General features: G+C 44.3%; 9 protein-coding genes. 1 reads left to right on the top strand and 8 read right to left on the bottom strand.

Going from position 1 to position 14,716, the window contains the following annotated elements:
* Nucleotides 1-31: 31 nt before the first annotated feature.
* The 3 genes from Q4561_RS11350 to Q4561_RS11340 all read right to left on the bottom strand — a co-directional run bounded on the left by Q4561_RS11350 (nucleotide 32) and on the right by Q4561_RS11340 (nucleotide 4,530).
* A complete protein-coding gene (locus Q4561_RS11350) occupies nucleotides 32-1,696 on the bottom strand; it encodes a sodium:alanine symporter family protein (protein ID WP_303460417.1) in 1,665 nt (554 codons plus the stop codon).
* Nucleotides 1,697-1,796: 100 nt separating this feature from the next.
* The gene (locus Q4561_RS11345) at nucleotides 1,797-2,927 is read right to left on the bottom strand and encodes a M14-type cytosolic carboxypeptidase (protein WP_303460414.1); all 1,131 of its coding nucleotides are present in this window, start codon (nucleotides 2,925-2,927) and stop codon (nucleotides 1,797-1,799) included.
* 157 nt (nucleotides 2,928-3,084) lie between these two features.
* Nucleotides 3,085-4,530, bottom strand: a complete 1,446-nt coding sequence (locus tag Q4561_RS11340; protein WP_303460413.1) for a glyceraldehyde-3-phosphate dehydrogenase — start codon at nucleotides 4,528-4,530, stop codon at nucleotides 3,085-3,087.
* Between the two features lie 123 nt (nucleotides 4,531-4,653).
* Between Q4561_RS11340 and Q4561_RS11335 the strand changes: the two genes are divergently transcribed.
* The gene (locus Q4561_RS11335; RefSeq protein ID WP_303460412.1) at nucleotides 4,654-5,547 is read left to right on the top strand and encodes a DUF2989 domain-containing protein; all 894 of its coding nucleotides are present in this window, start codon (nucleotides 4,654-4,656) and stop codon (nucleotides 5,545-5,547) included.
* 170 nt (nucleotides 5,548-5,717) lie between these two features.
* On the opposite strand, the gene msrB is transcribed toward Q4561_RS11335, so the two are convergent.
* The 5 genes from msrB to malQ form a co-directional block, all read right to left on the bottom strand.
* Nucleotides 5,718-6,116: a peptide-methionine (R)-S-oxide reductase MsrB gene (gene msrB / locus Q4561_RS11330; protein ID WP_303460409.1), complete on the bottom strand. Its 399-nt coding sequence runs from the start codon at nucleotides 6,114-6,116 to the stop codon at nucleotides 5,718-5,720.
* A 126-nt stretch (nucleotides 6,117-6,242) separates the two neighbouring features.
* Nucleotides 6,243-7,796: an NADP-dependent phosphogluconate dehydrogenase gene (gene gndA / locus Q4561_RS11325; protein ID WP_303460407.1), complete on the bottom strand. Its 1,554-nt coding sequence runs from the start codon at nucleotides 7,794-7,796 to the stop codon at nucleotides 6,243-6,245.
* A gap of 112 nt (nucleotides 7,797-7,908) precedes the next feature.
* Nucleotides 7,909-9,996, bottom strand: coding sequence for a glycogen debranching protein GlgX (glgX, locus tag Q4561_RS11320; protein WP_303460405.1), 2,088 nt, complete (start codon nucleotides 9,994-9,996; stop codon nucleotides 7,909-7,911).
* An 8-nt stretch (nucleotides 9,997-10,004) separates the two neighbouring features.
* On the bottom strand, nucleotides 10,005-12,206 hold the full coding sequence (gene glgB / locus Q4561_RS11315) for a 1,4-alpha-glucan branching protein GlgB (RefSeq protein WP_303460402.1): 2,202 nt from the start codon (nucleotides 12,204-12,206) through the stop codon (nucleotides 10,005-10,007).
* Nucleotides 12,207-12,317: 111 nt separating this feature from the next.
* Entirely contained in the window at nucleotides 12,318-14,513 is a 2,196-nt protein-coding gene (gene malQ, locus Q4561_RS11310) for a 4-alpha-glucanotransferase (protein ID WP_303460399.1), read from the bottom strand.
* Nucleotides 14,514-14,716: the final 203 nt, after the last annotated feature.

The raw sequence follows: 14,716 nt of genomic DNA, 5'->3' as shown, positions 1-14,716 counted from the left end.
CATGACTTTCACACCACTTACACGTTATCGGCTATTTTTTGCTTTTATGTCTTTTCCAATAGTCATTAACGGTTTCTTTCATTTCTTTACTGAGCAGCACAATACCAAATAGGTTAGGTAAAGTCATTACTACAATGGCAACTGCTGACAATGCCCACACTAAAGTGGTATCTGAGAAGGCAGCCCATACAAAGCCAGCCACATAAATAACACGATATGGCATAACCGAGCGGGGCCCAAGCAAATACGTCATGGCTCTATCACCGTAGTACGACCATGCAATGGCTGTAGAAAAGGCAAAAAGCAATAAACCAATAGACACTATGTATTGGCCGAACTGCCCGAAGTAACCACGAGTAAATGCAATGGTAGTTAGCGCAGCAGAGTGAACCAGTGACTTACCACTAACTTCTAAGTTCTGTTTAAGCGGTTTTCCATCTTCAATTTTAAGTGTACCGGTATAAGGGTCTTCACTACCCACGGCGTACTTAACATCTTCAGCAACAGAGCGTGAATTCAACAAGGTAAAGCCTTCGCTTACCGCAGTACCATTTACCACGGTAATGCTGCCTGTGTAAGCTTTTATCTCGTTACCTTCAATATCATTAAGGTACCCGTAAAGCTTGTCCACATCGGCTTGGTCGCTGTCGTCATATTGGCCTTGAACAAAAAACATGTCAGAGCGATCAAACACGTTCTCGTGTTTTTCTTTCCACACACCAGAAGAAAGAATAACTAGACCGGTAATGGTACAAATGATGATAGTGTCGATGAAAGGTTCAAGTAGCGACACCATACCTTCTGATGCTGGCTCTTTGGTTTTCGCTGCAGCATGAGCAATTGGCGCAGAACCTTGACCCGCTTCGTTTGAGAACAAGCCACGGTTTACACCACGGTTAAATGCATACGCGAGAGATGCTCCTAAGAAGCCCCCTGCAGCCGCAGACCCTGTAAATGCATCTTTAACTACCGCGGTGAAAGAAGGAATAATATTTTCAACGTTCGCGAAAATTACCGCTAACGCACCAATAAGGTAAATAACCGCCATTACCGGCACGACCCGCGCCGTAAAAGCCGCAATACGTTGAATACCGCCAAGAATAACTAGCGCTAACAAGATACCTAGCACACTGCCTACCGCCCATGGCTCAAAACCAAACGTGGCTTCAATACTTTGTGCAATGCCGTTACTTTGCGGCAAGTTACCCGTACCAAATGAGCTAACAACGGTAGCAATAGCAAAAGCCACCGCTAACCATTTCATGTTTAAGCGTCTGTCCATGTAATACATGGGGCCACCCGCCATTGTGCCATCTTCGGTTTTCACTCGGTATTTGTGAGAAAGGGTCACTTCTACAAATTTGGTAGTCATACCTAAAAAAGCGGTTACCCACATCCAGAATAATGCTGCTGGGCCACCTAAGAAGATAGCAAATGCCACACCACTAATGTTACCTGTTCCTACCGTTCCAGATAACGCAGTTGTTAGCGCACGAAAATGGGTAGTGTCACCTGGGTCGCTCTCTTTATCGAACTTACCCGTTACCACTTGCCATGCATGTTTAAAAAAACGAATTTGAGGAAATTTAAGATAGATAGTGAAGAACAAACCTACACCGAGCAATACGTAAGGAAACCACCCTGCGCCGCCTAAAAAACCATCCAGTATGACGAGAAAACTATATAACCCTTCCAAGGTATCACCTCTTTATTATCTTGTTGTTATGATTTCTATTATTGTATTTATTAATAAAGCCCCATTGATAAGGGGCTTTATTATGGTATTTCTCAACGCATTAACCGTTTAGCTTCTTTACTACGGCATTTACGGCAATAAGTAAATCTTCGCCTAGCTGTCTGCTGCGCTGAACAGACCAGCCATATATTTCATCTGGTACATCAGCATTATCTTTAAACGGCATTTCGACGGTATAAGACATACAGTTAAATTTTTCACCTACTGCGTTCGCTGCCACCGTTAGGTTCGCTTCACCTGGCGCGTCTTTATCGTATCCAAACTCGTCTTGAAATTCTGGTGTTGCATTTAATAACGCATCTTTAAAGATGTTTTCTAGCGCTTTAATTTCGTCAGAGTAACTTGGGTTACCTTCTGAGCCTGCCACAAAATTGTACGGCAGTGCTTCATCACCGTGCAAATCGACAAACATATCTACGCCAATTTTTTCCATGGCGTCCATGACATAAAACACTTCTGGGCTTTTATCAGCACTTGGGGTTGCCCACTCACGGTTTAAATTGGTGCCTACCGCGTTGGTACGTAAATGGCCACGTGCGCCACCGTCAGGGTTCATGTTAGGAACCACGTAAAACACAGCGTTATCCAGCAATTGTCGCGCCAGTCCGTCTTGCTCGTCTAACAAACGATAGATTAATCCTTCAGCACACCACTCGGCCATGGTCTCACCTGGATGTTGGCGGGCAGTAACCCATACTTTTTTCTTGTTTGGGGTTTCTTCGCCAATCACTAGCATAGACATATCACGACCATCTAATGTCAACCCTAAAAAGCGGTGCTCGCATAACAATGACATTTGCGCATCGTGTACTAGGTCGAGATGTCTTTCGTAGCTGTAAGGAATGAAATAAGCGAAGTAAACGCTAGGCTGCTCTAGCGTCAGTGAGAATGTAAGGTTGTCTCCATCAAACTCGCTAGGAATACGAAACCACGTTTGGCGATCGTATGACGCAAGCACATTGTAGCCTTTCCAACCGTCAGGATAGGCAGATTTGGCCAGGTCAGTAATGGTCATTGTATGGGTAACGAACGACTCGCCAACGAGGCGAAAGTGAAACCACTGCGCAAATTCAGATTGATTATCTTTGGGTATGGCAAGACGAATGTCTTCAGGCGATTGGGCACTTAGTACCTCAATATTGCCGCTGTCGAATTGACTAGAAATATGCATAAACTGTCGTTTTCCTCTTTATTTGAGCAGTAATTTAGCATAGTCAGTTATACAAATACCATGTGCCAATGCGTGATTTATGTCACTTGAAGGCACGGTTTTGTTTACACAAATAAAAAACCGACCCAAGACGGTCGGTTTTCATTCAAATTGAATATTAAAGCGGCAGTGTGGGGAAACTAAGCCCTGCCATATCCCTAATAACTCGCATTACCTGGCAGCTATAACCAAACTCGTTGTCGTACCAAACATAAAGAGTAAGACGTTTATCTGCCACTATTGTAGCCTGTGAATCGACCACTGAGGCTGCACGTGAGCCGACTAAGTCAGTAGACACAATCTCTTTACTCGCGGTGTAATCTATTTGGTGTTGCAGTGTTGAAAAGAGTGCAGCATCGCGCAAAAATTCATTCACTGCTACTCGGTCTGTCGCTTTCGCTAAGTTAAGGTTCAAAATCGCCAGTGACACATTTGGTGTGGGTACACGAATCGCATTACCAGTAAGCTTACCCGCTAGCTTAGGGTAGGCCTTCGATACCGCTTTTGCTGCGCCGGTTTCAGTGATAACCATATTCAATGGTGCACTTCGACCTCGTCTATCACCTTTATGATAATTATCAATGAGGTTCTGATCGTTCGTGTATGAATGCACAGTTTCAACATGACCATCTTCTATACCGTACTCTTCATCAAGTGCTTTAAGCACAGGAGTAATCGCATTGGTAGTGCAGCTTGCAGCAGAAAGAATGGTGTCGTCTGGGGTGATTTCATCATGGTTTACGCCATGCACGATGTTTTTGATATCGCCTTTACCTGGTGCAGTCAGTACCGCTTTAGCTGCACCTTTGGCTTTAAGGTGCAAACCTAAACCATCGCGGTCACGCCAAATACCTGTGTTATCTACAATAATAGCGTTGTCGATACCGTATTTAGTGTAATCCACTTCATCAGGGCTATTCGCGTAAATCACCTGAATAAATGATCCGTTAGCTTTTAATGCATTGCGATCGTGATCAATAGAGATGCTGCCATTAAATGGCCCATGGACTGAGTCGCGGCGCAGTAAGCTCGCGCGTTTTTCTAGGTCACCATCGCGCCCGCCACGTACCACAATGGCACGCAAACGTAGCTTGTTGTTTTTACCTTGGCGTTCTATTAACAAACGCGCTAATAAACGACCTATACGACCAAAGCCATAAAGTACAACGTCTTGAGGTTTCTGATCGTCCTCTTTATCAATAACGTCGCCTAACTTTTCACTTAAAAAAGCATTTAAGTCGTCGCTGTCTACCGCCGAACCGTAATTAAAATCGAAGGCTAGCTTACCAATATCAATTTGCGCAGGTGCAATCTGCATTTCGCTTAGTGCAAGTAAAATTGGGAAACTCTCCCGAAGTCGCAATTTTACTCCCTCATGCAAACGTACTTTGCGATGTGACTTGATCACATCAGTCGCGCTGGCGTTCAATAACGAGCGACCATAAACTGAAATTTCAACTGCGCTGTTTCGGTATAGCTTACCGATAAGGGGCAACATCATTTCTGCGTATTCCTGACGCTCTTGCCAGCTGCTTTGTAATTCCTGCTCAAACTGTTGATTCATGCTTTTGCCTTTATCGACGTAAATTAACGATGTGTGACACGTCAGCTTTTTAAAATTTTAGGGTACACTAGGTGAAGATTTCGTCTGACGGTGACGAGCAGTATCTTAAAGAAACAAACAAGGATGGCCAAATTGTTGATAAATTTCAAAAAATCAGAGAAACAGCCCGATAGAGGCGATTTATTTAGTAATTTTCCAACAGGTTATAAGAAAATTATTATCGCCTTTTCGATGACCGTCATGTTATCTGGCTGTAGTGATTGGTTCGAACCGACTATCAGTGAAATTTGCGAAACTAACAGTGAAATGTGTTTAGATTTAAGCCTAGATGCCCGTTGTCGTCATGAACGCGCCGACATCATTAGGCTAAGATACAACCACGCAGCAGATACCTCAGACGCCTTTAAATATCCGTTGTTATTAGCATTTGAAGAGTACTTAGTGTGCGTAGAAGAAGCGCAACATATTGAACATGTTAAGCGAAAAGGCAAAGAAGCCACCCGCCTTAAAGGGGTGATGACAGCGCAAAGAGAACTTACCCGTTTAGCAAGGGAAACCAAGAACTCTCTCGACCCCTACCTTTCTTATTACCATTGGTCTCGCAATGGCGATAAACAGGCCTTTCATCGGTTTGAGCGTTATGCCGCAAGCGATAACGTTAACGATCCAGAACTGTTAATTTCTCTGGCCTCGGCGCAAATTAAAACCAATTCTGAGCGCACTATCTCCACTCTATACAAAGCACTTAGCTTATATAAAAATACCGACAACATAGACACTGCCGTGTATTTATCCTTGGTATCGTTAGCCTTGGATAAAGAAAACTACAGAATGGCTTATGTATGGCTTGGGGTGAGTGAGTATTTTGATGAAAATATTTCTTCAAAAAGACGGGAAGCTATTGGGCAGAAGTTTAATTTACCGGTGGATATATTAAACAGCGTTGTAGGAGATATTGTTTCTGCACTTGAAAATAGTCGGTTTGATGCCGACGCCTTAAAGCTAAACAGATTGTAATAGTGAAAATGAATTACACTTTTTAGCCAATAAAAAAGACTAAATAAGTGCTAAAAAATGAAAAATCCGCCGTATTAGGGCGAATTTTTTTTATCTTTTGTGTGGCCGCAAGCATGTCTGTATATTTTTTGTTCGACTGTTTACCTTGCAAAGCAAGAGGCCGCCCGTGACTAACCTTTTACCACCACATCACCATTACCTTTAAAGGTTAGCGAAATTGAATTCACGCAATAACGCTGACCACTAGGCTCTGGGCCGTCTGGAAACAGATGCCCTAAATGGGAATCACACTGTTTACAGAAAATCTCTACACGATGCATACCATGAGTATTGTCGTCTCGGTAACCTACGTTGTCGTTTTCAAGTTGCTGAAAGAAAGAGGGCCAGCCACAACCAGCATCAAACTTAGTTTGGGAAGAAAACAAATCAGCGCCGCAGCACTTACACACGTAAGTTCCAGCTCGCTTTTCATCTAATAGAGCGCCGGTGAACGGTCTTTCAGTCCCAGCATTGCGACATACTCGGTACTCTTCTTCCGACAGTGTTTCTTGCCATTTTTGTTCTGACATAGTTTCTCCTATAAACCTTTTCTTGAAATCAGTCTTTGAGTCCAAGCCCTTAAATCCAGCCCCTTAAAAAGAAAAAGGTGTACCTGAAACGTCTGGTACACCTTTCATTTTACTATAGAACTCGTATTAGCGTTTTATAGAAATTTGTGGACGCTGGGGATCACTCCATTCTAGGTGATATTTCTTACCCGCTGGCTTATCTACACGCTGGTATGTGTGGGCACCGAAAAAGTCTCGTTGGCCTTGAAGCAAATTAGCTGGCAATACCGCGGTTCTATACGAATCGTAGTAACTTAGTGATGACATCATAGCGGGGCACGGCACGCCAGCAATAGTGGCCTGCGCAATTGACTGACGCCAATCAGATTGAAATTCAGAAATTTGATTCGCAAAGAAAGGGTCCATCAGCAAGTTCGACAACTCTTCATTGTTTTCATAAGCCTTAGAAATAGACTGTAGGAATACCGCACGAATGATACAGCCTGCACGCCAAATTTTGGCAATTTCACCAAACTCTAAATGCCAACCATGCTCTTTAGCGGCAATGGCCATAAGCTGGAAGCCTTGGGCATAGGCGCAAATTTTAGAGCAATATAACGCTTGCTCTAGCTTATTGATTATGTCTTCTTTTTGCTCATCAGAGTGTACAACAGGCTCTGGGCCAGAAAGTACCTTACTTGCCGCTACACGCTCATCTTTCAAACTTGAAATACTGCGAGCAAAAACCGCCGACGTAATGGTTTGCGCTGGGCTACCTACTTGCAATGCACTTACTGCAGTCCACAGGCCCGTGCCTTTTTGCCCTGCTCTATCAAGAATTACGTCAACAAGAGGCTGATTAGTATCTGGGTCGAGTTGGTTGAGCACTTCGGCGCTGATTTCCATCAGGTAGCTATTTAGCTTGCCTTCATTCCAGCGTCGAAACACCGCTGCAATATCAGAGGGCGACATTTGTAATGCCTCTCGCATTACATGATAGGTTTCGCAAATAAGCTGCATATCGGCATATTCAATACCGTTGTGCACCATTTTCACGTAGTGACCTGCGCCTACAGGGCCAATATAAGTGGCACATGGCTCACCTTCTAATATTGGTTTACCAGGTACAAAACTTTCAAGAGGTTTACCCGTTTCAGGATCTACCTTAGCGGCAATTGCCTTTAGTACCGGCTCAATGCGAGTCCAAGCATAAGGATTACCTGAAGGCATTAATGAAGGCCCAAAACGTGCCCCTACTTCACCACCAGATACGGCAGTAGAAAAGAAGATGAACTTACCTTTGTACTGATCTTCACGGGCCACGGAGTCAGTCCATAAACTATTACCAGTATCTACAACAATATCGTCGGCATGAATACCTGCATCAATCAGGTGATTACACACATGATCAACAGGGTCGCCGGCTGGCACAGAAAGGATAATAAGATGTGGGGCTTTTAGTTTACTGAGTAGTTCGGTGTAAGAACTGCAACCTTCAACACGAGGTTCAGCGTTGGCATCTCGCTCGCTGGCATCTTTAGCTAGAATGGCATCAACTTTATGTTGGTCTAAATCGAAACACGCTACGCGATAACCGTGGTCTACCAAGTTCATTGTAAGGTTATTACCCATTACGCCTAAACCGATAAAACCAATATCACACGCTGTTCCAGCGTGCTTATTTCCACCTTCATTTTGCATAGAAAAACCCTCACATTCAGATGGGAGAGCATGATACCACCTGTATCAATAAAGAACAGCATACCGTGTCGATATACGTTCGGTATGCTATTTTTTTCGTCAGAGGTAAAGCTTACGAAGTAAACTCATTAAAACTAAACAAGGTTAACGACTTACCTGCCTGTAAGAAGACCTTTTGAATACAGATTTTCGGCTGTTCACTCAGTGTAGCGTAACGGGTATCTAAGTGCAGCGTCCAGCCACCTCTAGGTGACAAACTTGGCAGATTAAACCGTACATCGCTATCACCAGCATTCACGCACAAGAACCAATGTTCTGGGGTTTGTTCACCCACAGCGCAACCTCTAATTTCCACCCCAAAGGCTTTATTGTGAGCGGCGTTCCAATCTTCTGAGGCTTTATCGGTGCCGTCAGGCTTATACCAGTTAATTTGACTGACATTTTTCGATAATGAAAAATGATCGTCTTCTAACTTTATTTCACTTAACAAGGTTGAGCTTTGTTTAAGCCGGATAACATACTGGCAAAAACTGAGAAAATCTTGCTGACGCTTATTCATTTCCCACTGGGTCCAACTAATCGGGTTGTCTTGGCAGTAAGCGTTGTTATTACCAAATTGGGTGCGGCTTAATTCATCCCCGCCCAAAATGTGGGGAGTGCCTTGCGAGAATATAAGGGTCGCGAACAAGTTCCGCTTTTGGCGCTCGCGCAGCGCCAGTATATTTTTATCTTGAGTTTCACCTTCAACACCATAATTGGCCGATAAGTTATGACCGTGGCCATCCCGGTTATCTTCCAAGTTAGCCAAGTTATGCCTGTCGGCATAACTCACTAAATCATGCAGCGTAAAGCCATCGTGATAGGTAATATTATTTACCGATGTGGAAATATGACGGTAGCCTTTATGAAATAAGTCGCGAGACCCCATAAAGCGAGTAGCAAAATCGGCTGCTAAACCTTCATCACCACGCCAAAAAGCCCGCGCTGTATCTCGGTACTTATCGTTAACTTCTAACCACGGTGTGGGGAAGTTACCCACTTGGTAACCGCCAAGCCCGATATCCCAAGGTTCGGCCAGTAAAACAGTTTGCTTTAACACAGGGTCTTGCCCTATGGCGCGAATTAATCCAGCATATTTATTGTAAGCTTGTGGCTCACGCCCAAGTGTTACCGCTAAGTCGAAGCGAAAACCATCTACGCCGATAGTGGTTGCCCAAAAGCGCATGGCATCAAGTATGAGTGTCATCATGTAAGGATGAGATGTGTGTACCGTATTACCACAGCCAGAGTGGTTAGAATAAACCAACTCTCCACGTTTAGTTTGTTCTAACAAATAGGCTTGATACGGGCAGAAACCTTTGTACGACAAAATAGGGCCGCCTTTACCACCTTCCGCCGTGTGGTTGTATACCACATCTACAATCACCTCTAGCCCTGCTTTATGGTATTCATCAACCATGTGCTTTATTTCAGCTAAGGCGTCTTCGGTAGCATAACGAGGCTCAGGAGCAAAGAAATTGACGGGGTTATAGCCCCAATAATTCGTTAACCCTTTTTCGGTAATATAAGGTTCGGGCATAAAAGAACACATGGGCATGAACTGCACCGTGGTAATGCCTAATGCTTTTAGGTGTGCAATTACCGCAGGGTGACATGCCCCAAGATATTTACCTTGATGCTCCTTTGGTACATCAGGATGCAGTTTAGTTAGCCCTTTTACATGCGCTTCATAAACGATACGTTTGTGTTTAGGAATATTCACCGAACGAATACCACTTTGCGGGTAATCAGCGTCTGCGACTACCACACATTTAGGTACCATAAACTGAGAGTCGTATTTGTACTGCCTTGCATCCCAATGAATGGGTCTGCTTAGTTTTTTTGCATAAGGATCGATAAGTAGTTTATCGGTAGGCACACCATGGAGTTGCCCCTCTCCCCGTTCAACGCGATAGCCATATAAGTGACCGGGCTGAACATCGGGCAAGAAGCCATGCCAAACATCACCACTTTTTTCAGGCAGTAATATCTCACCTAATGGCTCTTCAGTATCGTTGTGGAACAAACAAAGGGCCACAGCTTTAGCATCTGGCGCATAAACGGCGAAGTTACACCCGTCATCATAAGGTGTTGCACCTAATGGAAACGCTTCACCCAATAAAACCTTGTTTGTTTCTGTGACAATCTGTTTGGCGTCCAACGTAATTCCTATTTCGTGATGTAAAATACGGTAGATAACGGGGGTAAATTAATACTAATAGAGTGGTCACGATTATTCCATGCTACCGACGTAGGGGTTACATGGCTAACCACGGGATATTCGCTACCCCAAAATACCTGACTATCTGTATTCAGTGCAAGTGCCAACTCTCCTGCCCCATCTACGCCCACGCGGTAATGCTCTCTAGGGATAGGCGTAAAATTACAGATAACGTATACCTTTTGTTTCCCGTCTAAAGACGTTCGCACAAAAGACACCACACTTTGATCTGCATTTTCATGATCAATCCACGCAAAACCATTGTGGTTATGATCTTGTTCATACATAGCAGGCGTGCTGGTGTAAAACTGATTCAACGCTTTATATAAACTTTGAATACCTTTGTGCTTTTTGTGTTCAAGAAGATGCCAATCTAGGCTGGTATCATGGTTCCACTCTTTGCTTTGTGCAAATTCATTGCCCATGAAGTTGAGCTTTTTACCAGGGTGCCCATACATAAAGCCAGCATAACAGCGCACGTTAGCGGCTTGCTGCCATTCGTCACCAGGCATTTTGTGTAACATGCTACCTTTACCATGTACCACTTCATCGTGGGAAATAGGCAACACGAAATTCTCGTCAAACGCGTAAACCATACTGAAAGTAATTTCACCATGATGGTAATTACGATAAGCAGGATCTTTGGCAATATAGGTTAAGGAATCGTGCATCCACCCCATATTCCATTTAAAGCCAAAGCCTAACCCACCATCAAACACAGGGCGTGACACTTTCGGAAAGGACGTAGATTCTTCGGCAATGGTCATGGCATCGGGGAAGTGCTTATACACTTCCTCGTTCATCCAACGCAGTAAACTAATGGCTTCGTAATTCTCATTCCCACCGTCCACATTAGGTATCCACTCTCCTTCATTGCGGGAGTAGTCGAGATAAAGCATAGAGGCAACTGCATCTACACGTAGCCCATCGATGTGAAACTTATCTAGCCAGAATAGCGCATTGGCGACGAGAAACTGGCGAACCGTTTGTTTACCGAAATCGTAAATGCACGAGTTCCAGTCTGGGTGCCAGCCACGTCTAGGATCTTCATACTCATAAACATGGCTACCATCAAAGCGCGCTAGACCATGCCCGTCTTCAGGGAAGTGCGCAGGCACCCAATCAATAATCACCCCTAAATCAGCTTGGTGACATTTATCAACAAAGTATTTAAAAGCATCTGGGTTACCAAAACGACTGGTTGGCGCAAACATGCCAACCGGCTGATAGCCCCACGACCCATCAAACGGAAATTCCGACACGGGTAATAGCTCAAGGTGGGTGTAGCCCATCTCTTTTGCGTAAGGAATTAAATCGTCGGCTAATTCTTCGTAAGTTAAGTAACGCTGACCACTGTCTGCTCCAGGGCGTTTCCACGAGCCTAGATGCACTTCATAAATACTCATGGGGTTGGCGTACTTATTTTGCTTACGCGATGCTAACCATGCATCATCGTTCCACTGGTATTTGTCGTGGTTGAATATTTTTGATGCATGAGAAGGATATTGTTCAGCGCTAAACCCTAACGGATCTGTTTTGTGCGGTAATTCATGCCCGTGAGCATCTTTAATTTGGTATTTATAGCGTTCCCCCTCGCCTAAACTGGGAACGATTAATACCCAGTACCCCAATGAGGTTTTTTCCATGGGGTGTAAACGCCCATCCCATTGGTTAAAGTCGCCAATTAATGAAACTGACGAGGCGTTGGGGGCGTAAACGCAAAAACGAGTGGCAGCGAGTGCATCCCCCTTATCAGGCGTAACGGTTATAATTTGGGCGCCGGCTTGGTGATACAAATTTTCTGGTTTGCTGTCGATGTAATGCACAGCATGATAAGCACTATCAGCGAATTGATAAGGGTCGCAGTAAGTGAACTCCTCGCTGTTATTGTTAACGGTAACCGAGTAAACCTGTGCACTTTGCGCTTTTGTAATTTCACCTTCAAATAACCCCGCTTCAGTGAGCGGTTTCAGTGTAACCTTTGGCAATGCGGTGTTTGGCCAACTTATTTCGATGGATGAAGCGTCAGGACGCCATACTCGAATCTTAGTTTTACTTCCTGTTTCAATTGGTCCAAGAACGGAAAACGGCTGGGAACATGTTGCATGTTCTAGTTGCTGCGCTATCTGTTTTATCCGCGTTACCTGCATCTGCTACTCCTATTAAAAACCCGCAAGAGAACGCGGGTTTACTGCCCTAATATTAGGCAAAGGCGTGCGTATTTGCACGCCAACATACTCACTAAAAATGAAAGTTAAAACTTAAGCACTCGCTTGTTTACGTGCCTGAGTTAACTGAGCTGCTAACTCTGTTATATCATGAGTCTCGAAAATAGCCTCAACATTCTTAGTCAGCTTTCTACGCCAATTCGGGTACTCATTGAATGTACCTGGAATGTTAACGGGCTTGTCCATTTGCAACCAATCTTCTAACTGCAAGCTTAACAACGCACTTGAGCCGCCAGCCATGTGCACTTGCATACCTTTACTAAGTTCTGCAGTCATGCCAGTGCTATTCACGTCTCTTCCCACGTTGTCTGCAATGGAATGATGACCATGAAGCGAGTCTAAAATAGACTGCTTGTTGTCATGACGATCGGTATACAGGGTTTGCAGAATATCGTCGGTAGGATAAAGGCCAATATCTTTGCCCAGCGCTAAATCTAAACAATGCCAGTAGCCGATTAGCGTAGGCATATCATGTGTGGTTAGCGTAGACATAGATTGCACAGGGTAATGGCTTGGCGAAAAGAACCCGCCATCCTCTGCTTGTTCAAAGAAAAATACACGGTATGAATACACGCCGTTATCTGCCAACTTGCTGCGAATCTCTTCAGGTACGGTGCCCAAATCTTCGCCAATGACTAAGCTTTGGTTACGATGGCTTTCAAGGGCCAAAATACCGAGTAAGTCATCAACTGGGTAATACACATAACCGCCCTCTTTCGCGTCATCACCTTTCACTACCCACCACAAACGCAGCAATGCCATTACGTGGTCAATACGAAGTGAGCCTGACGACGCCATATTGGCAGAGAATAAGTCAATAATAGGTTGGTAAGCTTGTTCATAAAGCTTACGAGGATCCATAGGAGGAAGGCCCCAATTTTGACCTAGCGGACCTAAGATATCTGGCGGCGCTCCCACACTTGCATCAACGCAGTACAAATCTTTGTTACCCCAAATTTCCGCACTGCCTTCGCTAACGCCTACCGCCAGGTCTCGATAAAGCCCAATGGTCATGCCACATTCAGTGGCTTTGCTGCTAGCCGCTTCTAACTGCTGCGCTGCTATCCATTGTAAAAATAGGTAGAACTTCACATCGCCAGCATTGGCTTTTTTGAATTTAGCCACCGCAGGGTTATGGTAATCTTTGTACTCTTGAGGGAATACCGGCCATCCCCAACAATCTTTTCCTTTGGCTTTCAAATGTGATTGCAATGCATCGTACACCGCCAGCATATCTAAGCTTTCACCACCTTCGGCAATAAACGCTTTGAATGCTTTATTTTGCTTAGTATTTTTACGAAGATAACGGGCATCGTAAACATCAAACACCGCTTTTAACGCCGCCAGTTTAATATGCGCGACCGCTTCATAGTCTACATGTTCTGTTTCACGGGCATGGGTCAGCGTGTTTTGGAACTCTTCAGCATTCACAACGGCCTGAACACTTTCGTCATCAAAACCTTCAATAGCAGACGCATCAATGTACAAGTAGTTTAGCCAGCGGCGAGAACTTGGCCCATAAGGAGAACACGCGTCTGGATTGGCAGGATAAAGTGCATGAATAGGGTTAAGGCCGATAAAATCTGCCCCCACGCCTGCAGCCTTTTCAATTAAGGTGGCAAGATCGGTGAAATCCCCTATTCCCCAGTTTTTCTCACTACGCACACAGTATAACTGCACACTCAATCCCCAAATCTTTTTACCGTCGGCAATAGGGGCTGGGGTGTAACAGGCTTTAGGCGCTACAATTAAGCGTGACTCAGCAAACTGGTCATCATCAGCACTCAATTTCATGGTGTGATAGCCAAGAGGCAGGCTAAGTGGCAAGGATACAATGTACTCATGGAATTCCACATCATCGATGTGCGCCATGGTCGTCATTTCTTGATCAACGGGCGTAAACGGATGTTTTACAATTTCTCCGTTTTCACAGTGAACTGTAATGACATGTTCATCGTTTACAAGTTCTATAGGCAATCGTACAACGACGATAATAGCTTCATCATTACGAACCACTTGAACAGGGTTCAAAGGTGATAACCAAACTGAGCTAATGTCGTCTATAATTTGCGACTGAATCTTTTCTTCACTGGCGGTGTCATAACCCAGCACGTTAAGTAATTTGGCTTTACTTGACTCTGCGATGGTTGCTGGTTTGCCCCATGCGTCGACGTATTGTGTCTCTATTCCACGCATTTCAACCAGTTGTTGCAGAAGATGTTGTGTCATCGTAACTTGTTCCTGTATTCCTGTGAGAAGGCACGCTTAATTTGCACTTAGCAAATTTGCTTATACGTACAAAATATTAACATTATTCTAGAAACAGTCGCGCTATGAAAACTGAATACGATTGCATAAGCTGTTGTTCGTAATTTTCCAACAGTTTAGCGTTTTTGTTTTGCCAATTATGGCATTTTGATCCATACTTTACG

The organism is Alteromonas sp. 1_MG-2023 (assembly GCF_030547075.1).
Lineage (GTDB): Bacteria > Pseudomonadota > Gammaproteobacteria > Enterobacterales > Alteromonadaceae > Alteromonas.
This window is presented reverse-complemented; position numbering and strand designations above follow the sequence as displayed.